Consider the following 22,728-nt stretch of genomic DNA (forward strand, 5'->3'; position numbering starts at 1 on the left):
GCATACGGGGCATATGCTCCCAGGTCGGGCGGGCTGCGTTCCGTCGCGGTCCCGCCCGGCCGGAGCATCGTCCCGGTGGCTCTGACCGCCCAGTCAGACCCAGCCAAAACCCAAAGCGAAACGGTCAAGGGCGTCCCCCTCGGGGTCCTGACCGGTTCGGTCTACGACCATCTGGCCCTCTCCGCAAGACGCGGAGGGCGTACAGCACCAGTCCACAGGAGGACCCCAGTGGCGAAGGCGAAGTTCGAGCGGACTAAGCCCCACGTCAACATCGGCACCATCGGTCACATCGACCACGGCAAGACCACTCTTACCGCGGCGATCACCAAGGTGCTGGCTGACACGTACCCGGAACTCAACGAGGCGTCGCCGTTCGACCAGATCGACAAGGCGCCCGAGGAGCGGCAGCGCGGTATCACCATCTCCATCGCGCACGTCGAGTACCAGACGGAGAACCGTCACTACGCCCACGTCGACTGCCCGGGTCACGCGGACTACATCAAGAACATGATCACCGGTGCCGCCCAGATGGACGGCGCGATCCTGGTGGTGGCCGCCACCGACGGCCCGATGCCGCAGACCAAGGAGCACGTGCTCCTGGCCCGCCAGGTGGGTGTGCCGTACATCGTCGTCGCTCTGAACAAGACCGACATGGTGGACGACGAGGAGATCCTGGAGCTGGTGGAGCTGGAGGTCCGCGAGCTGCTCTCCGAGTACGAGTTCCCCGGTGACGACCTCCCGGTGGTCCGCGTCTCCGCGCTGAAGGCGCTGGAGGGCGACGCCGAGTGGGCGAAGAGCATCGTCGACCTGATGAAGGCCGTCGACGAGAACGTGCCGGAGCCGGAGCGCGAGACCGAGAAGCCGTTCCTGATGCCGATCGAGGACGTCTTCACCATCACCGGTCGCGGTACGGTCGTCACCGGCCGTATCGAGCGCGGTGTGCTGAAGGTCAACGAGACCGTGGACATCATCGGTATCCACGAGACCAAGACCACCACCACCGTCACCGGCATCGAGATGTTCCGCAAGCTGCTCGACGAGGGCCAGGCCGGTGAGAACGTCGGTCTGCTGCTCCGCGGCGTCAAGCGCGAGGACGTCGAGCGCGGCCAGGTCGTCATCAAGCCGGGCTCGGTCACCCCGCACACCGAGTTCGAGGGCCAGGTCTACATCCTGTCCAAGGACGAGGGCGGGCGGCACACCCCGTTCTTCAACAACTACCGTCCGCAGTTCTACTTCCGGACCACCGACGTCACCGGCGTGGTGCACCTCCCCGAGGGCACCGAGATGGTCATGCCGGGCGACAACACCTCCATGCGCGTGGAGCTGATCCAGCCCATCGCCATGGAGGAGGGCCTGAAGTTCGCCATCCGCGAGGGTGGCCGCACCGTGGGCGCCGGCCAGGTCACCAAGATCATCAAGTGATCTGACGACGGCCGACCGTCACCCGAAGGGCCCCGGCCCGCCGCATGATCCGCGGCGGACCGGGGCCCTTTGCCGTGCCCGGGGCCGCCGCGTCCCGGCGCCCGGTGAGCGGCGCACCGGCCGTTCGGCGGCCGTTCGGCGCATGGCGGACGGCCGTTCGGCGCGGGACACCCGCTTTCGGCGACTGGGCCGGTAAGGGCACTGCCCAGGGAAAGTGAGCCTCCTTACATTCCCACGACACGTGCCTCGTTGATCAGGCCGACATATCGTCCCCGAACCAGGAGCCGGACATGAGCTCTTCACACGCCTTGCACGAAGCCACCGATCCACCCCGTGGAGAACTTCAGGCCCGCTCGGTGACCATGCACGACGACCCGCGTTTCAAGGAGCTGCGCAGCCGGCTGCTGCGGTTCGTCGTTCCGATGAGCATCGCCTTCTTCGCCTGGTACCTGCTGTATGTGGTGATGTCCGCCTACGCCCGCGGTCTGATGGGCACCGACATCATCGGCAGCTTCAACTTCGCCCTGGTCTTCGGCGTGCTCCAGTTCGTCTCCACCTTCGGCATCGCCTTCTGGTACGCCCGGTTCGCCAACCGCCGGATCGATCCGCTCGCCGACGAACTGCGCGAGGAGCTCGAGGAGGGCGTCCGATGATGACCTTCGCCCAGGAGGCGTCCTCCTCCGGACGTCTGATCACCGTCATCCTGTTCACCGTGATGATCGCCGCCACCCTCGGCATCACCGTGTGGGCCAGCAGGTACACCCGGACCGCGGCCGACTTCCACTCCGGCGGCCGGGAGTTCACCGGCATGCAGAACGGCTTCGCCATCGGCAGCGACTACATGTCGGCGGCGTCCTTCCTCGGCATCGCCGGCATCATCTCGCTCTCCGGCTACGACGGCTTCCTGTACTCCATCGGCTTCCTGGTGGCCTGGCTGGTGGCGCTGCTGCTGGTGGCCGAACTGCTGCGCAACTCCGGCCGGTTCACCATGGCCGATGTGCTGTCCTACCGGATGCGGCAGCGCCCGGTGCGGACCGCCGCCTCGGTCTCCACCCTCACCGTGTCGATCTTCTATCTGCTGGCCCAGATGGTCGGCGCGGGCGCGCTGATCGCCCTGCTGCTGGGCATCCGGCCGGGCGAGACCTACCTCGGCATGAGCGCCGACACCGCCAAGATCATGGGCATCATCATCGTGGGCATCCTGATGATCGTCTATGTCACCTTCGGCGGCATGAAGGGCACCACCTGGGTGCAGATCGTCAAGGCGGTCATGCTGATGGGCGGCGCCGCGCTGCTCACCGTGCTGGTACTGGCCATCTACGGCTTCGACCTGGCCGAGCTGATGAACGACGCGGCCGACGCCAGCGGTGTGGGCGCCGCGTTCCTGGAACCCGGGCAGCGATACGGCGTGGATGTGGCGGGCGATGCCTGGCAGACCATGATCAACAAGCTGGACCTGATCTCGCTGGGCCTGGCCCTGGTGCTGGGCACCGCCGGTCTGCCGCACATCCTGATCCGCTTCTACACCGTGCCGGACGCCAAGACCGCCCGGAAGTCCGTCAACTGGGGCATCGGCCTGATCGGCAGCTTCTACCTGATGACGCTGGTGCTGGGCTTCGGTGCCGCCGCCCTGGTGGGCAAGGACGCCATCACCGCCCAGAACGCGGCCGGCAACACCGCGGCACCACAGCTCGCCGAGGAGGTCGGCATCCACTTCGGCGGCGAATTCCTGGGCGCGGTGATGCTGGCGCTGATCGCCGCGGTGGCCTTCGCCGCCATCCTCTCCACGGTGGCCGGCCTGACCATCGCGTCCTCCTCCTCGCTCGCCCACGACCTGTACAACAGCGTCATCAAGCGGGGCAGGGCCACCGAGCAGCAGGAGGTCCGGGTGGCGCGGCTGGCGGCCTTCGGGGTCGGGGTGGCCGCCATCATCCTGGCGATCTTCGCGCAGAACCTGAATGTGGCGTTCCTGGTGGCGCTGGCCTTCGCCATCGCGGCCTCGGCCAACCTGCCCACCATCCTGCTCAGCCTGTTCTGGAAGCGGTTCAACACCACCGGTGCGCTGTGCGGCATCTACGGCGGTCTGATCAGCGCGGTGGGCCTGGTCTTCTTCTCGCCGGTGGTGTCCGGAAAGGTCGACGCCGAGGGGAACTCCCTCTCGCTCTTCCCGGCCGGGGTCGACTTCTCCTGGTTCCCGCTGTCCAACCCGGGACTGGTCTCCATCCCGCTCGGCCTGCTGTGCGCCGTCGTCGGCACCCTGCTGTCCAAGGAGCGGGACGACGCCCGGTTCGCCGAGCTCCAGGTCCGTGCCCTCACCGGCGCGGGCGCGGAAAAGGCGGTCGTGCACTGAGCCGCACCCGGTGCGGCCCAGCCGCACGTCCTGGGACCGGTGCGCCTTTCGGGCGCGGCGCACCGGTCCTCTTCCCGGGTCCGTCCCGCCGGGCAGCCACCGCTGTGGCCGCCCAGGCGGGGCGGACCGGGTGCATCCGGCGGCCGGGCGGCCGGCCCGGGCCGGGCCGATGACCGACCGGACCACCGGAATTCCGCCATCCCGGCATCTACCTGCCATCGGCTCCGCTGGGCTAGCGTGCCGCCCATGCTGGAGCGGATGCGCCGTCGCAACGTCGCCGCGGGGGAGACCGCGGTGGTGCTGACCGCCGCCCGGCAGATCGGTGAGGACCTGGCCGAGGGCCTGCACGGCCGGCGCGCCGCCTCGGCCGCGGCCCGGCTGCGGCGGCTGCTCGGGGCCGGCGGGGTGCTGCTGGCCGATCTGGACGGCGCCGTGGCCGCGTCCGGCGCCCGGCCGGAGCCCGAGGAGATCGGCGCGCTGCTGGCCCAGGCGTATGAGCACGCCACCCCCGCCCAGCGGGAGGGCTGGACGGCGGCGCCGCTGCTGGTCGCGGGGGAACTGGCCGGGGCGCTGGCCGCCACCGGGGCGGCCGAGCAGGATCTGGTGGCCGCGGCCGATCTGGTGGCCCGCTCGCTGGACCACGCCGCGCTGCGCCGGGCCCGGGCCCGCATCGCCCAGGCCGATCTGCGCACCCTGCGCGCCCAGATCTCGCCGCACTTCCTGCACAACGCGCTGGCCGTGATCGCCGCCCGGATCCGCCCCGACCCGGACCGGGCGCGCACCCTGCTCACCGACTTCGCCGACTATCTGCGCTACAGCTTCTCCACCAAGGGCGACTACGCCACGGTGGCGGACGAGCTCCAGGCCGTGCACACCTATCTGGAGCTCCAGCGGGCCCGGTTCGACGACCGGCTGGAGATCACCGTGCGGATGGCCCCGGAGATCCTGCCGGTGGCCATTCCCTTCCTGGTCATCCAGCCGATCGTGGAGAACGCGGTGCGGCACGGACTGGAGCGCAAGCCGGGCAAGGGCTCGGTCACCGTCTCCGGTTTCGGCGAGGGGCCGCTGTGCGTGATCGAGGTGGAGGACGACGGGGTCGGCATGGAGCCGGAGCGGGCCCAGGCGATCCTGGCCGGGACGGGCGCGCCGGCCCTGGGCGTGCCCCCGCGGGAAGCGTGGGGGAGTGTCGGGCTGGCCAATGTGGACCAGCGGCTGCGCACGGTCTACGGGCCCGAGCACGGGCTGGTCATCGAAACCGCGCCGGGCAGCGGCACCAAGGTGATCGTCCGCATCCCGCGGTTCATGAGAGGAGTCACGCTGGACTGACGGCCGGCCGGCGGGATTGTCCGCTTCATCGGCTTAACGTGACATGCGTGACATAACCGCCGTCCCGCGAAGAACGTGCGCCGGGGGATTCCCTCCGCCCGCCGGGTGAGGTTTGCTGCTGTCATCACCCTTCCGGCTCTCTGCCCGACTCCCGCCGTTTCCCGTCCCTGCGAGGAGAACCGATGACTGGACCCAGCGGAACCGCCGCCGTCGCCGAGGGCGCCCCGGCCGCCGGCCCGGGGCTGCGGGCGCTGGTGGTCGAGGACGAGACCTCCACCCGCCAGGAACTGGCCGGCATGCTGGAGCGCTTCCGGGAGGTCGGCACCGTGCGGCAGGCGGACAGCGGCGAGGCCGCGGTCCGGCTGATCGGCACGGCCGCCTTCGACGTGGTCTTCCTGGACATCTCCATGCCGGGGCTGGACGGCATGGAGGTGGCCCGGGTGCTGAACATGCTCTCCGAGCCGCCCGCCATCGTCTTCGTCACCGCCTCGGAGAACCATGCCGTGGCGGCGTTCGGCGTGGGCGCCGCCGACTATCTGCTCAAACCGGTCCGGCCGGAACGGCTGGCCGAGGCCGTCGCCCGGGTGCGCGGCCCGCGCCGGGCACCGGCCGCCGCCGGGCCGGACGCCGGGGACGGGCCCGGCGCGCCCGGCGGGCCGGCCGGTCCGGCCGCCGGGGAGGAACTGTCCGTGGTGCAGATCGAGACCGGCCGGCACACCGTCTTCGTGCACCGGGACGACATCCAGTACGCCGAGGCGCACGGTGACTACGTCCGGCTGCACACCGCGGAGGGCGTGCACCTCATCCGGCTGTCGCTGTCCTATCTGGAGGACGTCTGGGGCCCGGCCGGCTTCGTCCGGGCGCACCGCGGCTATCTGGTCGCCGTCCGCTGGATCCGGGACCTGCGGGTGACCAGCTCCTCCGGGCTGCTGGCCTGCACCCCGGCCGGTGATGTGCCGGTCAGCCGGCGCCATGCGCGGGCGCTCAAGGAGCGGCTGCTGGCCGCGGTGCGGGACGCCGGGCAGCAGGCCCGGCCGCCGCGGTGACCTCGCCGCGCCGGGTCCGCGTCACCTCCCCGCAGACCCGGATCGCGCTGTCCCGGCGCCACCGGCCGGCCCAGCATCTGCTGCCGCCGCCGGACGGTGACGCCGCCGACCGGCGGGCGGACGCGGAGGCGCGCAAGGTCTTTGTGCGCCAGCGGCGGCTGGCGGTGCGCACCCTGGTGCTGCTGATCGCGCTGCTGTTCGGGCTCAGCGGGATACTCGCCGTCTCCCCGGGGCTGGACCGGGTGACGCTGTTCGGCGCGCCGGTGTCCTGGCTGATGCTGATGACCGGCAGCTATCCGGTGCTGCTGGTGATCGCCTTCCTGCACGTCCGCGCCGCGGAGCGGATCGAGGACGGCTCCTCCTGGCACTTCCGCGAGTCCGGGCCCGGCCCGTTCTCCGGCGGTCCGGCCGGGGACCGGCCCGCGGCCCCGGGGCGCGGGCAGCGGGGGGCGGTGCGGTGACCGGGCTGCTCGCCATCGGGCTGCTGCTCGCCACCAGCATGGCCATCGGCGTCTACGGGGTCCGGGCGGCCCGCTCCACCCCGGACTTCCTGGTCGCCTCGCACCGGGTCAAGCCCGGCTGGAACGCCATGGCCATCGCGGGCGAGTATGTCTCGGCCGCCTCGGTGCTCGGCCTGGCCGGGCTGATGCTGAAGAACGGCGTGGGCACCCTGTGGTACGCGGTCGGCTTCACCGCCGGCTATGTGGCGGTGGCCGCCCTGGTCGCCGGGCCGATGCGGCGCTCCGGCGCCTACACCGTGCCGGACTTCGCCGACTACCGGCTCGCCTCCCGGACCATCCGCAAGCTGTGCGCGGTGATCGTGCTGGTGATCATGTGGCTGTATCTGGTGCCGCAGTTCAAGGGCGCGGGCGTGGTGCTGCATCTGGTCTCCGGCACTCCCTACTGGGTCGGGGTGGTGCTGGCCGGGCTGGTGGTCAGTGTCTCCATCGTCACCGGCGGGATGCGCGCCGCCACCTATGTCCAGGGCTTTCACTACCTGGTCAAGCTGCTCTTCATCGCCGTGCCCGCCATAGTGCTGATCTTCTCGGCCGGCACCGGGCCGCGCGCCGAGGCGCTGCATGTGGACCTTTCCGACTGGAGCCGCCCGCTGCTGGACGTGGGGGACTCCGGCCATCCGCTGCTGGCCACCTGGTCGGTGCTGCTGGCCACCACCCTGGGCGCGGTGGGGCTGCCGCACGTCATCATGCGCTTCCACACCAGCTCCACCGCCCGGGTGGCCCGCCGGGTGGCGGTCGGGGTGATCGTGCTGCTGGGGGTCTTCTACCTCTTCCCGGCCGTCTACGGGCTGCTCGGCCGGGTGTTCACCCCGGATCTGGTGGAGACCGGCGACACCGACACCGTCACCGTGGTGCTGCCCGGCGCGATCGTGCCCGGGCCCTGGGGCACCCTGCTCACCGCCGTGGTGGCGGCCGGGGCGTTCGCCGCCTTTCTCTCCACCTCCTCCGGGCTGCTGCTGGCGCTGGCCGGCGGCCTCTCCCACGATCTGGCCCGCACCGGCACCCCGGGGCCCGGGCTGCGCCGGCTGCGGCTGGCCGTGGCCGGCGGCGCGCTGGTCGCCGTGCTGCTCTCCCTGCCCGCCGCCTCGGTGGACATCAATGTGCTGGTCGGCTGGGCGTTCGCGGTGGCCGCCTCGACCTTCTGCCCGCTGCTGGTGCTGGGCATCTGGTGGCGCGGCCTGACCACGGCGGGCGCCGCGGCCGGGCTGGCCGCCGGGGTGCTGGCCTCCACCGGGGCCGCGCTCGCCTCGGTGTTCGTCCCCGCCGGGCCCGGGGTGGTGGCCGTGCTGCTGGCCCAGCCGGCCGCCTGGACGGTGCCGTTCGCCTTCACGGTGATGTACGCCGTCTCCCGCGTCTCCCGGCTGGGCACCCCGCCGCCCTGGGCCGAGCGCGCGGTCCTGCGGCTGCACACCCCGCTGCGCACCGACTGAGCCGCGCGCCGCGGCGAGGCGCGGAGCAGTGGAGTGAGCAGGATCACACGGCCGGGCCCGCCCATGGGGCCGATTGGCGGGGGGTGTGTCCGGTATGGCACACTGGCCAGGTTGCTCGGTCGAGTGCCGATGCCGCGCGCCTCCCGCCGGGAGGACCGGAAGCGAGTCCCACTGTATTCGTCGTCCCGCGAAAGCCCTGGTCAACGGGGCAGGGGCGGAAGTACCGGGATCTTCCGGGAAGCGTGGGCGGGGTGCCGGCCAGGCGCCTGGCTTTCAGCCTCCCCCTCCTCCTCCCCGGGGAAACCTCCAGGGGGGATCCGCCGTGCGGCGAACTCCGCCCAGGAGTGCGACACGCCCGACCGCGTGGGTCGGAGGGGAAGGCCACCGGAAGCCGGGTCCCGGAAGAGCTCAACGAGAGACAGGACAACGAAGCAGCCATGGCGGGACAGAAGATCCGCATCCGGCTCAAGGCCTACGACCACGAGGTCATCGACAACTCGGCGAAGAAGATCGTCGAGACGGTGACCCGTACCGGTGCGTCGGTCGCGGGCCCGGTGCCGCTGCCCACTGAGAAGAACGTGTACTGCGTCATCAAGTCGCCGCACAAGTACAAGGACTCGCGCGAGCACTTCGAGATGCGCACCCACAAGCGTCTGATCGACATCCTCGACCCGACGCCCAAGACCGTTGACTCGCTGATGCGCCTGGACCTGCCGGCCGGCGTCGACATCGAGATCAAGCTCTGAGGGGCGGGTGATCGAGATGACTGCAACCGTGCAGACCAAGCAGATCAAGGGCCTGCTGGGCGAGAAGCTCGGCATGACCCAGGTGTGGGACGAGAACAACCGCGTGGTGCCGGTGACCGTGGTCAAGGCCGGTCCCTGCGTGGTCACCCAGGTACGCGTGAACGACCAGGACGGCTACGACGCGGTCCAGATCGCCTTCGGCGAGATCGACCCGCGCAAGGTCAACAAGCCGCTCAAGGGCCACTTCGCCAAGGCCGGGGTCACCCCGCGCCGCCACCTGGTGGAGATCCGCACCGCGGACGCCGCCGAGTACTCCCTCGGCCAGGAGCTCACCGCCGAGGTGTTCGAGTCCGGTATCAAGGTCGACGTGACCGGCACCTCCAAGGGCAAGGGCACCGCCGGTGTCATGAAGCGCCACGGCTTCCGCGGCGGCAAGGCCAGCCACGGTGCCCACCGGGTGCACCGCAAGCCCGGCTCGATCGGCGGCTGCGCCACCCCGGGCCGTGTCTTCAAGGGCATGCGGATGGCCGGCCGGGCCGGCAACGAGCGGGTGACCACCCAGAACCTGACCGTCCACGCCGTTGACGCGGAGAAGGGCCTGCTGCTCATCAAGGGCGCGGTGCCCGGTCCGAACGGCGGCCTCGTCCTGGTCCGCAGCGCGGCCAAGGGGGCCTGAGGAACATGAGCACCGTTGACATCCTTTCGCCGGCCGGCGAGAAGACCGGGACCGTCGAGCTCCCCGCGGAGATCTTCGACGTGCAGGTCAGCATTCCGCTGATCCACCAGGTCGTCACCGCCCAGCTGGCCGCGGCCCGGCAGGGCACGCACAAGACCAAGACCCGTGGCGAGGTCCGCGGCGGCGGCAAGAAGCCGTACCGCCAGAAGGGCACCGGCCGCGCCCGCCAGGGCTCCACCCGGGCGCCGCAGTTCGCCGGCGGCGGCGTGGTGCACGGCCCGGTGCCGCGCGACTACAGCCAGCGCACGCCCAAGAAGATGAAGGCCGCCGCGCTGCGCGGGGCGCTGACCGACCGGGCCCGGCACGACCGGATCCATGTGGTGACCAGTGTGGTGGACGGCGAGATCTCCACCAAGGCCGCCCGGACCCTGCTCGGGAAGATCAGCGACCGCAAGAACCTGCTGCTGGTCGCCGACCGGGCCGACGAGGCCCTGTGGCTGTCCGCCCGCAACCTGCCCGGCGTGCACATCCTGGAGCCGGGGCAGCTCAACACCTACGACGTGCTCCTCTCCGACGACGTGGTCTTCACCAAGGCGGCGCTGGACGCGTTCGTGGCCGGCCCGGTCCGGGGCGGCAAGGCCGTGGCCACGCAGGCCGAGGCGGAGCTGGAAGGGAGCGCCGCCTGATGAGCGACGTCACCACGACGGCCGGCCAGACCACCGACGTCACCAGCAAGACCTTCACCGACCCGCGGGACATCCTGCTGCGCCCGGTGGTCTCCGAGAAGAGCTATGCGCTGCTCGACGAGAACAAGTACACCTTCATCGTCGACCCGCGGGCCAACAAGACCCAGATCAAGCAGGCCGTCGAGGCGGTCTTCTCGGTCAAGGTCGCCTCGGTGAACACCATCAACCGGCAGGGCAAGCGCAAGCGCACCCGCACCGGCTACGGCAAGCGCGCCGACACCAAGCGCGCCATCGTGACCCTTGCCGAGGGCGAATCCATCGACATCTTCGGCGGCCCGGTCTCCTGACGGGGACGGGCAGTCACCAACAGTCACCAACAAGGACTGAGAAATGGGAATCCGCAAGTACAAGCCGACGACTCCGGGCCGCCGTGGCGCCAGCGTCGCCGACTTTGTCGAGATCACGCGGTCCACGCCGGAGAAGTCCCTGGTCCGCCCGCTGCACAGCAAGGGCGGCCGGAACAACTCCGGCCGTGTGACCGTCCGCCACCAGGGCGGCGGCCACAAGCGGGCCTACCGGCTGATCGACTTCCGCCGTCATGACAAGGACGGCGTGCCGGCCAAGGTCGCGCACATCGAGTACGACCCCAACCGCACCGCCCGCATCGCGCTGCTGCACTACGCGGACGGCGAGAAGCGGTACATCATCTGCCCGCAGGGCCTGAAGCAGGGCGACCGGGTGGAGAACGGCGCGGGCGCCGACATCAAGCCCGGCAACAACCTGCCGCTGCGCAACATCCCGGTGGGTACCGTGATCCACGCCGTGGAGCTGCGGCCGGGCGGCGGCGCCAAGTTCGCCCGCTCCGCCGGTTCCTCCATCCAGCTGCTGGCGCGGGAGGGCACCATGGCGCACCTGCGCATGCCCTCCGGCGAGATCCGGCTGGTGGACGCCCGCTGCCGGGCGACCGTCGGCGAGGTCGGCAACGCCGAGCAGTCCAACATCAACTGGGGCAAGGCCGGCCGCATGCGCTGGAAGGGCGTCCGCCCGACCGTCCGCGGTGTGGTCATGAACCCGGTGGACCACCCGCACGGTGGTGGTGAGGGCCGTACCTCGGGTGGCCGTCACCCGGTGTCGCCCTGGGGCAAGAAGGAAGGACGTACGCGTTCGCCCAAGAAGGCGAGCAACAAGTACATCGTCCGCCGCCGCAAGACGAACAAGAAGCGCTAGGAGCGGGTGGAGATGCCGCGGAGTCTGAAGAAGGGGCCGTTCGTCGACGACCACCTCATGAAGAAGGTGGACACGCAGAACGAAGCCGGCACCAAGAACGTCATCAAGACCTGGTCCCGCCGCTCGATGATCGTCCCGGACATGCTGGGGCACACGATCGCCGTGCACGACGGCCGCAAGCACGTCCCGGTGTTCGTCACCGAGTCGATGGTCGGTCACAAGCTGGGCGAGTTCGCGCCGACCCGCACCTTCCGCGGGCACGTGAAGGAAGACCGCAAGTCGCGCCGTCGCTGAGGGCGCGGGGTGAGATTCGATGACAGAAACTGTTGAAGGGACAACCATGGAAGCCAGGGCTCAGGCGCGGTACATCCGCGTCACGCCCATGAAGGCCCGCCGTGTGGTGGACCTGATCCGTGGGCTGGATGCCACTGAGGCCCAGGCGGTCCTGCGTTTCGCCCCGCAGGCCGCGAGTGTGCCGGTGGGCAAGGTGCTGGACAGCGCCATCGCCAACGCCGCGCACAACTACAACCACAGCGACCCCTCGACGCTCTACGTCTCCCAGGCGTACGTCGACGAGGGTCCGACCCTGAAGCGGTTCCAGCCGCGTGCCCAGGGCCGTGCCTACCGGATCCGCAAGCGGACCAGCCACATCACCGTGGTCGTCAGCAGCAAGGAAGGGACCCGGTAATGGGCCAGAAAGTCAACCCGCACGGGTTCCGGCTCGGCGTCACGACCGACTTCAAGTCGCGCTGGTACGCCGACAAGCTGTACAAGGACTACATCAAGGAAGACGTCGCGATCCGCCGCATGCTCACGCAGGGCATGGAGCGGGCCGGCATCTCCAAGGTGGAGATCGAGCGCACCCGCGACCGGGTCCGGGTCGATGTGCACACCGCCCGTCCGGGCATTGTGATCGGCCGCCGGGGCGCCGAGGCCGACCGCATCCGCGGCCGGCTGGAGAAGCTCACCGGCAAGCAGATCCAGTTCAACATCCTCGAGGTCAAGAACCCCGAGACGGACGCGCAGCTCGTCGCCCAGGCGGTCGCCGAGCAGCTCTCCTCCCGGGTGTCCTTCCGCCGCGCCATGCGCAAGTCCATGCAGGCGGCGATGAAGGGCGGGGCCAAGGGCATCAAGATCATGTGCTCCGGCCGGCTGGGCGGCGCCGAGATGTCCCGCTCCGAGTTCTACCGCGAGGGCCGGGTGCCCCTGCACACCCTGCGCGCCAATGTGGACTACGGCTTCTTCGAGGCCCGCACCACCTTCGGCCGCATCGGTGTGAAGGTCTGGATCTACAAGGGCGACGTCAAGAACATCTCCGAGGTGCGGGCCGAGAACGCCGCGGCCCGGGCGGGCAACCGTCCCTCCCGCGGTGCGGGCGCGCCCGGCGGTGCCGGCGGCCGTGGCCGCGGCGGCCGGGGCGGGCGCAAGCCGCAGGGCCAGGCCCAGCAGCAGGCCCAGGGTGCCGAGGCCCCGAAGACCGACGTTCCCAAGGTCGAGGCCGCCGCCCCGGCCGCGGAGAACAAGGAGGGCTGAGGAACCATGCTGATTCCGCGCAAGGTCAAGTACCGCAAGCAGCACCACCCCAAGCGCCGCGGCATGGCCAAGGGCGGCACCGAGGTCACCTTCGGTGACTGGGGCATCCAGGCGGTCACCGGCCACTATGTGACCAACCGCCAGATCGAGGCCGCGCGTATCGCCATGACCCGGCACATCAAGCGTGGCGGCAAGGTGTGGATCAACATCTACCCGGACCGCCCGCTGACCAAGAAGCCCGCCGAGACCCGGATGGGTTCCGGCAAGGGCTCGCCGGAGTGGTGGATCGCGAATGTCAAGCCCGGCCGGGTGATGTTCGAGCTGTCCTACCCGAACGAGAAGATTGCACGTGAGGCGCTCACCCGCGCTGCTCACAAGCTTCCGATGAAGTGCCGGATCGTTCGGCGCGAAACAGGTGAGGCGTGATGGCGGTCGGTACGAAGGCCACCGAGCTGCGGCAGCTGAACGACGACGAGCTCGTGATCAAGCTGCGCGAGGCCAAGGAGGAGCTCTTTAGGCTCCGCTTCCAGGCGGCCACCGGTCAGTTGGAGAACAACAGCCGGCTGAAGGCCGTCCGCAAGGACATCGCCCGGATCTACACCCTGATGCGGGAGCGCGAGCTCGGCATCGAGACGGTGGAGGGCGCCTGATGAGCGAGGACCAGAACAACGTGACGCAGACGGGGACGCAGCAGCGCGGCCGGCGCAAGGTCCGTGAGGGCCTCGTCGTCAGCGACAAGATGGACAAGACCGTCGTCGTCGCTGTCGAGGACCGGGTCAAGCACGCGCTGTACGGCAAGGTCATCCGCCGTACCAGCAAGCTCAAGGCGCACGACGAGCAGAACGCCGCGGGTGTCGGCGACCGGGTTCTCCTGATGGAGACCCGGCCGCTGTCCGCGACCAAGCGCTGGCGCATCGTCGAGATCCTCGAGAAGGCCAAGTAATCAGGTAATCCCCTGAGTTTTCTCAGGACGAGTTCCGCCAGGCTCGGCAGGGGCCGCAGGGCCCCTGCCGGGAACCGGCAGACGATCAGGAGACAGACGTGATCCAGCAGGAGTCGCGACTGCGGGTCGCCGACAACACCGGGGCAAAGGAGATCCTTTGCATCCGGGTGCTCGGCGGCTCCGGTCGGCGCTACGCGGGTATCGGTGACGTCATCGTCGCCACCGTCAAGGATGCGATCCCCGGTGGCAACGTGAAGAAGGGCGATGTCGTCAAGGCGGTCATCGTGCGCACCGTCAAGGAGCGCCGCCGCCCGGACGGCTCGTACATCCGCTTCGACGAGAACGCCGCCGTCATCATCAAGAACGACGGCGACCCCCGTGGCACCCGTATCTTCGGCCCGGTCGGCCGGGAGCTGCGCGAGAAGAAGTTCATGAAGATCATCTCCCTCGCGCCGGAGGTGCTGTAACCGATGAAGATCAAGAAGGGCGACCTGGTCCAGGTCATCACCGGCAAGGACAAGGGCAAGCAGGGCAAGGTCATCGTGGCCTACCCGCGCGAGAACCGGGTCCTGGTCGAGGGTGTCAACCGGGTCAAGAAGCACATCAAGGCCGGCCAGACCGCGCGCGGTTCCAAGACCGGCGGCATCGTGACGACCGAGGCCCCGATCCACGTCAGCAATGTGATGCTGCTGGTGGAGAAGGACGGCAAGAAGGTCACCACCCGCGTCGGCTACCGCTTTGACGACGAAGGCAACAAGATCCGCGTTGCCCGGCGGACCGGTGAGGACATCTGATGACTGCCACTGCAACCGCGAACGCGCCGCGCCTGAAGACGCGGTACCGCGAGGAGATCGCGGGCAAGATGCGTGACGAGTTCAAGTACGCCAACGTCATGCAGATCCCGGGACTGACCAAGATCGTGGTCAACATGGGGGTGGGCGAGGCCGCCCGCGACTCCAAGCTGATCGAGGGCGCCATCCGCGACCTCGCCACGATCACCGGCCAGAAGCCGGCCGTGACCAAGGCCCGCAAGTCCATCGCCCAGTTCAAGCTGCGCGAGGGCCAGCCGATCGGCGCGCACGTCACGCTGCGCGGCGACCGGATGTGGGAGTTCCTGGACCGGCTGCTGTCGCTGGCGCTGCCGCGTATCCGCGACTTCCGCGGCCTGTCGCCCAAGCAGTTCGACGGGCGGGGCAACTACACCTTCGGTCTGACCGAGCAGGTCGTCTTCCACGAGATCGACCAGGACAAGATCGACCGGGTCCGGGGCATGGACATCACCGTGGTCACCACGGCCAACACCGACGAAGAGGGCCGCGCGCTCCTTCGTCACCTCGGATTCCCGTTCAAGGAGAGCTGACAGACATGGCGAAGAAGGCTCTGATCGCCAAGGCCGCTCGCAAGCCGAAGTTCGCCGTGCGTGCCTACACGCGCTGCCAGCGCTGCGGCCGGCCGCACTCCGTCTACCGCAAGTTCGGCCTGTGCCGGGTGTGCCTGCGCGAGATGGCGCACCGCGGCGAGCTGCCGGGGGTCACCAAGTCGTCCTGGTGACGGCGGCCGACCCGAGACCCGACATGCCCGGCGGGGCACCCGGCCCCTGCGGAGGCCCCGCCGGACATGGCCCCCGCGGACCGGCGCCACTGGCCGCCCGGTCCGCACAGATCACGACTACGCCGTAGGTCCCCGCCGCGCTACCGGCGGCGGAGAAACCCCGGTGAGAGAGGCCCAAGGCCATCACATGACCATGACCGATCCGATCGCAGACATGCTGACGCGTCTGCGGAACGCGAACTCGGCCTATCACGACACCGTGCTCATGCCGCACAGCAAGATCAAGGCACGCATGGCGGAGATCCTCCAGCAGGAGGGCTACATCAGCGGCTGGCGCACCGAGGACGCCCGGGTGGGCAAGAACCTGGTGCTGGAGCTGAAGTACGGCCCCAACCGGGAGCGCTCGATTGCCGGCCTGAAGCGGATTTCCAAGCCTGGCCTGCGGGTCTACGCGAAGTCCACCGGCCTGCCGCGGGTGCTCGGCGGCCTCGGCGTGGCGATCATCTCCACGTCGCACGGCCTGCTGACCGACAAGCAGGCGCAGAAGAAGGGTGTGGGCGGGGAAGTCCTCGCCTACGTCTGGTAACGGAAGGGAACGGAGGTCAAGCAATGTCGCGTATCGGCAAGCTGCCCATCCCGGTTCCCGCCGGTGTGGACGTCACCATCGAGGGCCGCACGGTCGGCGTGAAGGGTCCCAAGGGCTCGCTGTCGCACACCGTGGTCGAGCCGATCGAGGTCGCGCGCGCGGAGGACGGCACCATCGTCGTCACCCGTCCGAACGACGAGAGCCGGAACAGGGCCCTGCACGGCCTGTCCCGCACGCTGGTGGCCAATCTGATCACCGGGGTGACCGAGGGCTACACCAAGCGGCTGGAGATCAGCGGGGTCGGCTACCGCGTCCAGGCCAGGGGTTCGAACCTGGAGTTCGCCCTGGGCTACAGCCACCCCATCACGGTGGAGGCGCCCGAGGGCATCTCCTTCACGGTGGAGACCCCGACCCGGCTGACCGTGCAGGGCATCGACAAGCAGAAGGTGGGCGAGGTCGCCGCGCGCATCCGCCGCCTGCGCAAGCCGGACCCGTACAAGGCCAAGGGCATCAAGTACGAGGGCGAAGTCATCCGGCGCAAGGTCGGAAAGGCTGGTAAGTAAGCCATGGCATACGGTGTCAAGATCGCCAAGGGCGAGGCGCGCAAGCCCGCCGCCCGCAAGCGCCGGCACATCCGGATCCGCAAGAAGGTCGCCGGCACCCCGGAGCGTCCCCGCCTGGTGGTGACGCGGTCCAACCGTCACATGGTGGCGCAGGTCATCGATGACGAGAAGGGCCACACGCTGGCCTCGGCGTCCTCGCTGGACGTCGCCATCCGCGGTGTGGACGGCGACAAGAGCGACAAGGCCCGCAAGGTCGGAGCGCTGGTCGCGGAGCGGGCCAGGGCGGCCGGCGTCGAGGCCGTGGTGTTCGACCGCGGGGGCAACCAGTACGCGGGGCGGATCGCCGCCCTGGCGGACGCCGCCCGTGAGGCCGGGCTCAGGTTCTGAGCTGGTCCCGAAGCCAGTCGGAACGCTGGCGGAGAAGAGAGAGGTAATTCCAATGGCTGGACCCCAGCGCCGCGGTGGCGGCGCCGGTGGCGGCGAGCGGCGGGACCGGAAGGGCCGGGACGGCGGCGCTGCCGCCGAGAAGACCGCGTTCGTTGAGCGCGTTGTCGCGATCAACCGCGTCGCCAAGGTCGTGAAGGGCGGCCGTCGTTTCAGCTTCACCGCGCTGGTCGTGGTGGGCGACGGCGACGGCACCGTGGGTGTGGGCTACGGGAAGGCGAAGGAGGTTCCGGCCGCCATCGCCAAGGGCGTCGAGGAGGCCAAGAAGAACTTCTTCAAGGTCCCGCGGATCCAGGGCACCCTGCCGCACCCGATCCAGGGCGAGGCAGCCGCGGGCGTGGTGCTGCTCAAGCCGGCTTCCCCGGGTACCGGTGTGATCGCCGGCGGCCCGGTGCGCGCCGTGCTGGAGTGCGCCGGCATCCACGACGTGCTGAGCAAGTCCCTGGGCTCGTCGAACCCGATCAACATCGTGCACGCCACGGTGGCCGCGCTGAAGGGCCTCAAGCGCCCCGAGGAGATCGCCGCCCGCCGTGGTCTGCCGCTGGAGGACGTGGCTCCCGCCGCTCTGCTGCGGGCGCGTGCCGGGGTGGGTGCGTAATGGCCCGCCTGAAGATCACGCAGACCAAGTCCTACATCGGCAGCAAGCAGAACCACCGGGAGACGCTGCGGACCCTGGGTCTGCGGAAGATCAACCACTCGGTGGTGAAGGAGGACCGTCCCGAGATCCGCGGCATGGTGCAGACCGTGCGGCACCTCGTGACGGTCGAGGAGGTCGACTGAGATGGCTGACGCGAGCAAGCCGCTGAAGCTGCACAATCTGCGGCCGGCCCCGGGCGCCAAGACCGCCAAGACCCGGGTGGGCCGTGGCGAGGCGTCCAAGGGCAAGACCGCGGGCCGCGGCACCAAGGGCACCAAGGCCCGCTACCAGGTGCCGGTCGGCTTCGAGGGCGGGCAGCTTCCGCTGATCCAGCGGCTGCCCAAGCTCAAGGGCTTCCGCAATCCGAACAAGAAGTACTTCCAGGTGGTGAACCTCGACAAGCTCGCCGCGCTCTACCCCGAGGGCGGGGAGGTGACCGTGGCCGATCTGGTGGCCAAGGGCGCCGTGCGCAAGAACGAGCTGGTCAAGGTGCTCGGCCAGGGTGAGATCTCGGTGGCGTTGACGGTGACGGTGGACGCCGTCTCCGGTTCCGCCAAGGAGAAGATCACCGCGGCCGGCGGTACCGTCACCGAACTGCTCTGACCCGCTTCGAGCGGTTTATGACAGTGAAAACGGAACTGTAGACGCGGACCGGGGGCGCTGGGCGTCCCCGGTCTGCGTCGTTCCGGGCCGGGGCGGTACCCCGGTATGGTTGCCTGCGGTGTTGACTTCCCCGGCCCTTGTGCCGTGGGGTGTGCAGTACACCCAGAACGACCCCCGCCCAGCACCACCCCGGCACCACCCCGGCAATACCCCCAGCAACACCCGCAGTACCCGTCCCGCATCACCCTTGTTGGATCAAGACCGTCACCCCTCTCGCGAGCATCGCGGGGGGCGCAGGAGGAGCCGTGCTCACCGCGTTCGCCCGGGCGTTCCAGACCCCCGACCTGCGCAAGAAGCTGCTGTTCACGCTCGGCATCGTGGTGCTGTTCCGGTTCGGAGCGCACATCCCGACCCCCGGCGTGAGCTACCCAAACGTCCAGGAGTGCGTGGCCGAGCAGGATACTTCCGGTCTCTTCGGCCTGATCAACATGTTCAGCGGTGGCGCGCTGATGCAGCTCACCATCTTTGCGCTGGGCATCATGCCCTACATCACCGCCTCGATCATCCTTCAGCTTCTGGTCGTGGTCATTCCGCGGCTGGAGGCGCTGAAGAAGGAGGGCCAGTCGGGACAGGCCAAGATCACGCAGTACACGCGCTATCTGACGGTGGCGCTGTCGGTGCTGCAGGCCACCGGGCTGGTGGCCACCGCCCGCAGTGGCACCCTGTTCCCCGGCTGCACCGCGGACATCATCCCGAACGACTCGATCTTCGCCGCCGTGGTGATGGTGATCTGCATGACCGCCGCCACCGTGCTGCTGATGTGGCTGGGCGAGCTGATCACCGACCGCGGCATCGGCAACGGCATGTCGATGCTGATGTTCGTCTCCATCGCGGCCGGCTTCCCCGGCGCGCTGTGGGCGATCAAGACGGGCGGTGAGCTGGCCGACGGCTGGATCGAGTTCGGCGTGGTGATCGTCTGCGGTCTGGCCATCGTCGGCCTGGTGGTCTTCGTGGAACTGGCCCAGCGCCGGATCCCGGTGCAGTACGCCAAGCGCATGATCGGCCGCCGCTCCTACGGAGGAACCTCGACCTACATTCCGCTGAAGGTCAACCAGGCGGGTGTGATCCCCGTGATCTTCGCCTCGTCGCTGCTGTACATTCCGCTGCTGCTGGTCCAGTTCACCGACTCCACCGCGGGCTGGGCGGACTGGATCCGGCGCAATTTCCAGACCATGGACAGCCCGACGTACCTGATCACCTACTTCGTGCTGATCGTCTTCTTCGCGTTCTTCTATGTGGCCATCACCTTCAACCCCGAAGAAGTGGCCGAAAACATGAAGAAGTATGGTGGCTTCATCCCCGGGATCCGGGCAGGTAGGCCCACGGTCGAGTACCTGAGCTATGTGCTGAACCGCATCACATGGCCGGGTTCGCTCTACCTGGGTCTGGTCGCACTGGTTCCAGCCGTGGCCCTGATCATGTTCAACGCCCAGGGTGAGTTCCCGTTCGGCGGCACCTCGGTACTGATCATCGTGGGCGTCGGCCTGGAGACGGTTCGGCAGATCGAGAGCCAGCTCCACCAGCGTAATTACGAAGGGTTCCTCCGCTGATGCGTATCGTTCTCGTCGGGCCCCCGGGTGCGGGCAAGGGCACGCAGGCCGCGTTGCTCGCCCAGCGTCTCGGTGTTCCGCACATCTCGACCGGAGATCTGTTCCGCGCCCACCTGTCCCAGGGCACCGAGCTGGGACTCAAGGCGAAGGCGTTCATGGACGAGGGGCGGCTGGTACCCGACGAGATCACCGTGGGAATGGCGGCCGAGCGGATGGCCCGCCCGGACGCCTCGGAGGGCTTCGTGCTCGACGGCTTCCCGCGGAACATCGCCCAGGCCGAGGCACTGGACACGCTGCTGCGCGAGACCTCGCGCAAGCTGGACGCGGTGCTCGATCTGGAGGTGCCGGAGGACGAGGTGGTGCGGCGGATCGCCGGCCGCCGGCTGTGCCGGGCGGACTCGTCGCACATCTTCCACGCCCAGTACAACCCGCCGGAGACGGACGGCGTCTGCGACATCTGCGGCGGCGAGCTGTACCAGCGCGACGACGACCGCGAGGAGACCGTCCGCAAGCGGCTGGAGGTCTACCGCGAGGAGACCGAGCCGATCATCGGCCACTACCGGGAGCAGGGGCTGGTGCACACCATCCTCGCCCTGGGCGGGGTGGCCGAGGTGACCGGGCGGGCGCTGGCGGCGCTCCCCGGCCACGACGACTGAACAATCCCGCCCGCGTGCGGGCCCGCACCGGCCGGGTGGCCGCCACCCGGCCGGTGTCCCGTCCCCGGGCCTCGGGGCCGCGCACCGGACGCGCACAACGCGCCAGACGCGCGAGGAAGAGGACCCTCCCATGGTGGAACTGAAGACCCCCGAACAGATCGCCAGCATGCGGGCGGCCGGTCTGGTCGTGGCCGAGATGCACCGCCGGTGCTCCGAGGCCGCGGTACCGGGGGCCACCACCAAGGAGCTGGACGAGATCGCCGCCCGGGTGCTGGCCGATCACGGCGCCAAGCCCAATTTCCTCGGCTACGGCGGTTTCCCCGGCAACATCTGCACCTCGGTGAACGAGGTGGTGGTGCACGGCATCCCGACCGAGAACCGGGTGCTCGCGGCCGGGGACATCCTCTCCATCGACGCCGGGGCCATCGTGGACGGCTGGCATGCCGACGCCGCGGTCACGGTTTTCGTGGGCCAGGGGCACCCGGCGGAGGTGACCGAGCTGAGCCGGGTCACCGAGGAATCCCTGTGGGCGGGCATCGCGGCCATGCGCAAGGGCGGCCGGCTGGTGGACATCTCCCGGGCGATCGAGGGCTATGTGCGCCGCCAGCCGCGGCCCGCGGCCGGCCGCTACGGGATCATCGAGGACTACGGCGGGCACGGCATCGGCAGCCAGATGCACATGGACCCGCATCTGCTGAACTATGTGGACCGCCGGCGGGGCCGCGGGCCCAAGCTGGTACCGGGCATGTGCCTGGCGATCGAGCCGATGCTCTCGCTGGGCACCAGCAAGACCCATGTGCTCTCCGACGACTGGACCGTCAAGACCAATGACGGGTCCTGGTCGGCGCACTGGGAGCACTCGGTGGCGCTGACCGAGGCCGGGCCGCTGGTGCTGACCGCGCCGGACGGCGGCCGGGAGCGGCTGGCCCGGCTCGGCGTGACCGCCGCGCCCGACCCGCTGGCCTGAGCCCGCCGCCGGGTTGCCCGATTAACGATCTTGACGCCGGGGAACACATCCCTGGATTCGTCTTTCCGGGCCGCCTGCCGTAGACTGGCTAGTCGGTCCTGGTACGCCTGCGTATTGGGGCTGTCCAGGTAGCCGATCCCGGAAGGTGAAGCGCACAGGCATGGCCAAAAAACAGGGGGCCATCGAGATCGAGGGCACCGTCGTCGAGTCCCTGCCGAACGCGATGTTCAGGGTGGAGCTGGCGAACGGCCACCAGGTCCTCGCGCACATCAGCGGCAAGATGCGCATGCACTACATCCGCATCCTTCCCGACGACCGAGTCGTGGTGGAGCTGTCTCCCTACGACCTCAGCCGCGGGCGGATCGTCTACCGCTACAAGTAGTCCCCCGCCCCTGCCCGGGGCGAGGGACCGTGGATCACGACCCGGAGAACCTCAGACCATGAAGGTCAAGCCGAGCGTCAAGAAGATCTGCGACAAGTGCAAGGTGATCCGCCGCCACGGCCGGGTCATGGTCATCTGCGAAAACCTGCGCCACAAGCAGCGCCAGGGCTGACGCGGCGGCCACGCCTAGCACCCACGCAGCACTTCTCGGCAGCATCAGCCACAGACCAGCCCGGAGCCGCTGCGCAAGCAGTACGGATCCGGCCGCTGATCTGGCGACAGCAAGCACCGCAGCAGCCCGACCCCCCGCCACGCGGGGACGCCACCCCCGGTCCGGAGGCCGGGGACCCGGTCCGCCCGGCCACGGCCGAGCGGCGACCGGGACCGGTGTTGCGGCAGACCTCCGCAACAAGAATCAGGAGAGCCATTAGATGGCACGCCTCGTAGGCGTTGACCTGCCGCGCGACAAGCGCGTCGAGGTCGCCCTCACCTATGTTTTCGGCATCGGCCGGACCCGTTCCCAGGAGACGCTGGCCTCCACCGGCGTCAGCCCGGACACCCGGGTCCGCGACCTGACCGAGGAAGAGCTGGTCAGGCTCCGCGACCATGTGGAGGCCCACTACAAGACCGAGGGCGACCTGCGCCGGGAGATCCAGGCGGACATCCGCCGCAAGGTCGAGATCGGCTGCTACGAGGGTCTGCGTCACCGCCGCGGCCTGCCGGTGCACGGCCAGCGGACCAAGACCAACGCCCGTACCCGCAAGGGTCCGCGCCGCACCATCGCCGGCAAGAAGAAGCCGGGCAAGAAGTAGTCCGCACCGGACCG

The 22,728-nt window shown here is 69.5% G+C and carries 34 protein-coding genes; all 34 read left to right on the top strand.

Annotation, left to right across the window (positions count from 1 at the left end):
• The first annotated feature begins 228 nt into the window (after positions 1 to 228).
• On the top strand, positions 229 to 1,422 hold the full coding sequence (tuf, locus tag BM242_RS00725) for an elongation factor Tu (protein WP_093836616.1): 1,194 nt from the start codon (positions 229 to 231) through the stop codon (positions 1,420 to 1,422).
• Between the two features lie 290 nt (positions 1,423 to 1,712).
• On the top strand, positions 1,713 to 2,075 hold the full coding sequence (locus BM242_RS00730; RefSeq protein ID WP_217652340.1) for a DUF485 domain-containing protein: 363 nt from the start codon (positions 1,713 to 1,715) through the stop codon (positions 2,073 to 2,075).
• On the top strand, positions 2,072 to 3,772 hold the full coding sequence (locus BM242_RS00735; RefSeq protein ID WP_217652342.1) for a solute symporter family protein: 1,701 nt from the start codon (positions 2,072 to 2,074) through the stop codon (positions 3,770 to 3,772). Before BM242_RS00730 ends, BM242_RS00735 begins: the two co-directional genes overlap by 4 nt.
• A gap of 246 nt (positions 3,773 to 4,018) precedes the next feature.
• Positions 4,019 to 5,098 carry a sensor histidine kinase gene (locus tag BM242_RS00740; protein ID WP_245833721.1) on the top strand — a complete coding sequence of 360 codons (1,080 nt, stop codon included), beginning with the start codon at positions 4,019 to 4,021 and terminating at the stop codon, positions 5,096 to 5,098.
• Positions 5,099 to 5,280: 182 nt separating this feature from the next.
• Positions 5,281 to 6,144 carry a LytR/AlgR family response regulator transcription factor gene (locus BM242_RS30695; protein ID WP_093836618.1) on the top strand — a complete coding sequence of 288 codons (864 nt, stop codon included), beginning with the start codon at positions 5,281 to 5,283 and terminating at the stop codon, positions 6,142 to 6,144.
• A complete protein-coding gene (locus BM242_RS00750) occupies positions 6,141 to 6,605 on the top strand; it encodes a sodium/substrate symporter small subunit (protein ID WP_093836619.1) in 465 nt (154 codons plus the stop codon). The genes BM242_RS30695 and BM242_RS00750 overlap by 4 nt, the downstream gene beginning before the upstream one ends.
• Positions 6,602 to 8,092 carry a sodium/solute symporter gene (locus BM242_RS00755; RefSeq protein WP_093836620.1) on the top strand — a complete coding sequence of 497 codons (1,491 nt, stop codon included), beginning with the start codon at positions 6,602 to 6,604 and terminating at the stop codon, positions 8,090 to 8,092. The genes BM242_RS00750 and BM242_RS00755 overlap by 4 nt, the downstream gene beginning before the upstream one ends.
• 437 nt (positions 8,093 to 8,529) lie before the next feature.
• Complete coding sequence (rpsJ, locus tag BM242_RS00760) at positions 8,530 to 8,838, top strand: 30S ribosomal protein S10 (protein ID WP_016473429.1); 309 nt, start codon at positions 8,530 to 8,532, stop codon at positions 8,836 to 8,838.
• A gap of 16 nt (positions 8,839 to 8,854) precedes the next feature.
• Complete coding sequence (gene rplC / locus BM242_RS00765; protein ID WP_093837256.1) at positions 8,855 to 9,514, top strand: 50S ribosomal protein L3; 660 nt, start codon at positions 8,855 to 8,857, stop codon at positions 9,512 to 9,514.
• Between the two features lie 5 nt (positions 9,515 to 9,519).
• The gene (gene rplD, locus BM242_RS00770) at positions 9,520 to 10,200 is read left to right on the top strand and encodes a 50S ribosomal protein L4 (RefSeq protein ID WP_093836621.1); all 681 of its coding nucleotides are present in this window, start codon (positions 9,520 to 9,522) and stop codon (positions 10,198 to 10,200) included.
• Complete coding sequence (rplW, locus tag BM242_RS00775; protein ID WP_093836622.1) at positions 10,200 to 10,547, top strand: 50S ribosomal protein L23; 348 nt, start codon at positions 10,200 to 10,202, stop codon at positions 10,545 to 10,547. The genes rplD and rplW overlap by 1 nt, the downstream gene beginning before the upstream one ends.
• A 43-nt stretch (positions 10,548 to 10,590) precedes the next feature.
• Positions 10,591 to 11,427 carry a 50S ribosomal protein L2 gene (gene rplB, locus BM242_RS00780; RefSeq protein WP_093836623.1) on the top strand — a complete coding sequence of 279 codons (837 nt, stop codon included), beginning with the start codon at positions 10,591 to 10,593 and terminating at the stop codon, positions 11,425 to 11,427.
• A 12-nt stretch (positions 11,428 to 11,439) separates the two neighbouring features.
• On the top strand, positions 11,440 to 11,721 hold the full coding sequence (rpsS, locus tag BM242_RS00785; protein WP_093837257.1) for a 30S ribosomal protein S19: 282 nt from the start codon (positions 11,440 to 11,442) through the stop codon (positions 11,719 to 11,721).
• Positions 11,722 to 11,767: 46 nt separating this feature from the next.
• Positions 11,768 to 12,115: a 50S ribosomal protein L22 gene (gene rplV, locus BM242_RS00790; protein ID WP_093836624.1), complete on the top strand. Its 348-nt coding sequence runs from the start codon at positions 11,768 to 11,770 to the stop codon at positions 12,113 to 12,115.
• Positions 12,115 to 12,960, top strand: coding sequence for a 30S ribosomal protein S3 (rpsC, locus tag BM242_RS00795; protein WP_093836625.1), 846 nt, complete (start codon positions 12,115 to 12,117; stop codon positions 12,958 to 12,960). The genes rplV and rpsC overlap by 1 nt, the downstream gene beginning before the upstream one ends.
• 6 nt (positions 12,961 to 12,966) lie before the next feature.
• The gene (gene rplP / locus BM242_RS00800) at positions 12,967 to 13,386 is read left to right on the top strand and encodes a 50S ribosomal protein L16 (RefSeq protein ID WP_093836626.1); all 420 of its coding nucleotides are present in this window, start codon (positions 12,967 to 12,969) and stop codon (positions 13,384 to 13,386) included.
• Complete coding sequence (gene rpmC, locus BM242_RS00805; RefSeq protein ID WP_093836627.1) at positions 13,386 to 13,610, top strand: 50S ribosomal protein L29; 225 nt, start codon at positions 13,386 to 13,388, stop codon at positions 13,608 to 13,610. Before rplP ends, rpmC begins: the two co-directional genes overlap by 1 nt.
• The gene (gene rpsQ / locus BM242_RS00810) at positions 13,610 to 13,903 is read left to right on the top strand and encodes a 30S ribosomal protein S17 (protein ID WP_093836628.1); all 294 of its coding nucleotides are present in this window, start codon (positions 13,610 to 13,612) and stop codon (positions 13,901 to 13,903) included. The genes rpmC and rpsQ overlap by 1 nt, the downstream gene beginning before the upstream one ends.
• 98 nt (positions 13,904 to 14,001) lie before the next feature.
• On the top strand, positions 14,002 to 14,370 hold the full coding sequence (gene rplN, locus BM242_RS00815) for a 50S ribosomal protein L14 (protein ID WP_093836629.1): 369 nt from the start codon (positions 14,002 to 14,004) through the stop codon (positions 14,368 to 14,370).
• Between the two features lie 3 nt (positions 14,371 to 14,373).
• Positions 14,374 to 14,697 (top strand): 50S ribosomal protein L24, encoded by a 324-nt coding sequence (gene rplX, locus BM242_RS00820; protein ID WP_093836630.1) that lies wholly within the window; start codon positions 14,374 to 14,376, stop codon positions 14,695 to 14,697.
• A complete protein-coding gene (gene rplE / locus BM242_RS00825) occupies positions 14,697 to 15,263 on the top strand; it encodes a 50S ribosomal protein L5 (RefSeq protein ID WP_093836631.1) in 567 nt (188 codons plus the stop codon). The genes rplX and rplE overlap by 1 nt, the downstream gene beginning before the upstream one ends.
• A gap of 5 nt (positions 15,264 to 15,268) precedes the next feature.
• A complete protein-coding gene (locus BM242_RS00830; protein ID WP_004571834.1) occupies positions 15,269 to 15,454 on the top strand; it encodes a type Z 30S ribosomal protein S14 in 186 nt (61 codons plus the stop codon).
• Between the two features lie 187 nt (positions 15,455 to 15,641).
• The gene (gene rpsH, locus BM242_RS00835; RefSeq protein ID WP_093836632.1) at positions 15,642 to 16,040 is read left to right on the top strand and encodes a 30S ribosomal protein S8; all 399 of its coding nucleotides are present in this window, start codon (positions 15,642 to 15,644) and stop codon (positions 16,038 to 16,040) included.
• 23 nt (positions 16,041 to 16,063) lie between these two features.
• Complete coding sequence (gene rplF, locus BM242_RS00840) at positions 16,064 to 16,603, top strand: 50S ribosomal protein L6 (protein ID WP_093836633.1); 540 nt, start codon at positions 16,064 to 16,066, stop codon at positions 16,601 to 16,603.
• Positions 16,604 to 16,606: 3 nt separating this feature from the next.
• Entirely contained in the window at positions 16,607 to 16,990 is a 384-nt protein-coding gene (rplR, locus tag BM242_RS00845) for a 50S ribosomal protein L18 (protein ID WP_093836634.1), read from the top strand.
• A 52-nt stretch (positions 16,991 to 17,042) separates the two neighbouring features.
• Positions 17,043 to 17,645 (top strand): 30S ribosomal protein S5, encoded by a 603-nt coding sequence (gene rpsE, locus BM242_RS00850; protein ID WP_093836635.1) that lies wholly within the window; start codon positions 17,043 to 17,045, stop codon positions 17,643 to 17,645.
• Entirely contained in the window at positions 17,645 to 17,827 is a 183-nt protein-coding gene (gene rpmD / locus BM242_RS00855; RefSeq protein WP_093836636.1) for a 50S ribosomal protein L30, read from the top strand. Before rpsE ends, rpmD begins: the two co-directional genes overlap by 1 nt.
• 1 nt (position 17,828) lies before the next feature.
• A complete protein-coding gene (rplO, locus tag BM242_RS00860) occupies positions 17,829 to 18,287 on the top strand; it encodes a 50S ribosomal protein L15 (protein ID WP_093836637.1) in 459 nt (152 codons plus the stop codon).
• Positions 18,288 to 18,592: 305 nt separating this feature from the next.
• Positions 18,593 to 19,897: a preprotein translocase subunit SecY gene (secY, locus tag BM242_RS00865; RefSeq protein WP_093836638.1), complete on the top strand. Its 1,305-nt coding sequence runs from the start codon at positions 18,593 to 18,595 to the stop codon at positions 19,895 to 19,897.
• The gene (locus BM242_RS00870) at positions 19,897 to 20,553 is read left to right on the top strand and encodes an adenylate kinase (RefSeq protein WP_093836639.1); all 657 of its coding nucleotides are present in this window, start codon (positions 19,897 to 19,899) and stop codon (positions 20,551 to 20,553) included. Before secY ends, BM242_RS00870 begins: the two co-directional genes overlap by 1 nt.
• A 130-nt stretch (positions 20,554 to 20,683) precedes the next feature.
• Positions 20,684 to 21,520, top strand: coding sequence for a type I methionyl aminopeptidase (map, locus tag BM242_RS00875; protein ID WP_093836640.1), 837 nt, complete (start codon positions 20,684 to 20,686; stop codon positions 21,518 to 21,520).
• A 160-nt stretch (positions 21,521 to 21,680) separates the two neighbouring features.
• Positions 21,681 to 21,902, top strand: a complete 222-nt coding sequence (infA, locus tag BM242_RS00880) for a translation initiation factor IF-1 (protein WP_093836641.1) — start codon at positions 21,681 to 21,683, stop codon at positions 21,900 to 21,902.
• Positions 21,903 to 21,960: 58 nt separating this feature from the next.
• Positions 21,961 to 22,074 (top strand): 50S ribosomal protein L36, encoded by a 114-nt coding sequence (rpmJ, locus tag BM242_RS00885; protein WP_009740505.1) that lies wholly within the window; start codon positions 21,961 to 21,963, stop codon positions 22,072 to 22,074.
• A gap of 259 nt (positions 22,075 to 22,333) precedes the next feature.
• Positions 22,334 to 22,714 carry a 30S ribosomal protein S13 gene (rpsM, locus tag BM242_RS00890; protein WP_093836642.1) on the top strand — a complete coding sequence of 127 codons (381 nt, stop codon included), beginning with the start codon at positions 22,334 to 22,336 and terminating at the stop codon, positions 22,712 to 22,714.
• Positions 22,715 to 22,728 lie beyond the last annotated feature (14 nt).

It is taken from the genome of Streptomyces aidingensis, from assembly GCF_900112355.1.
In the GTDB taxonomy this organism is placed as follows: Bacteria; Actinomycetota; Actinomycetes; order Streptomycetales; family Streptomycetaceae; genus Streptomyces; species Streptomyces aidingensis.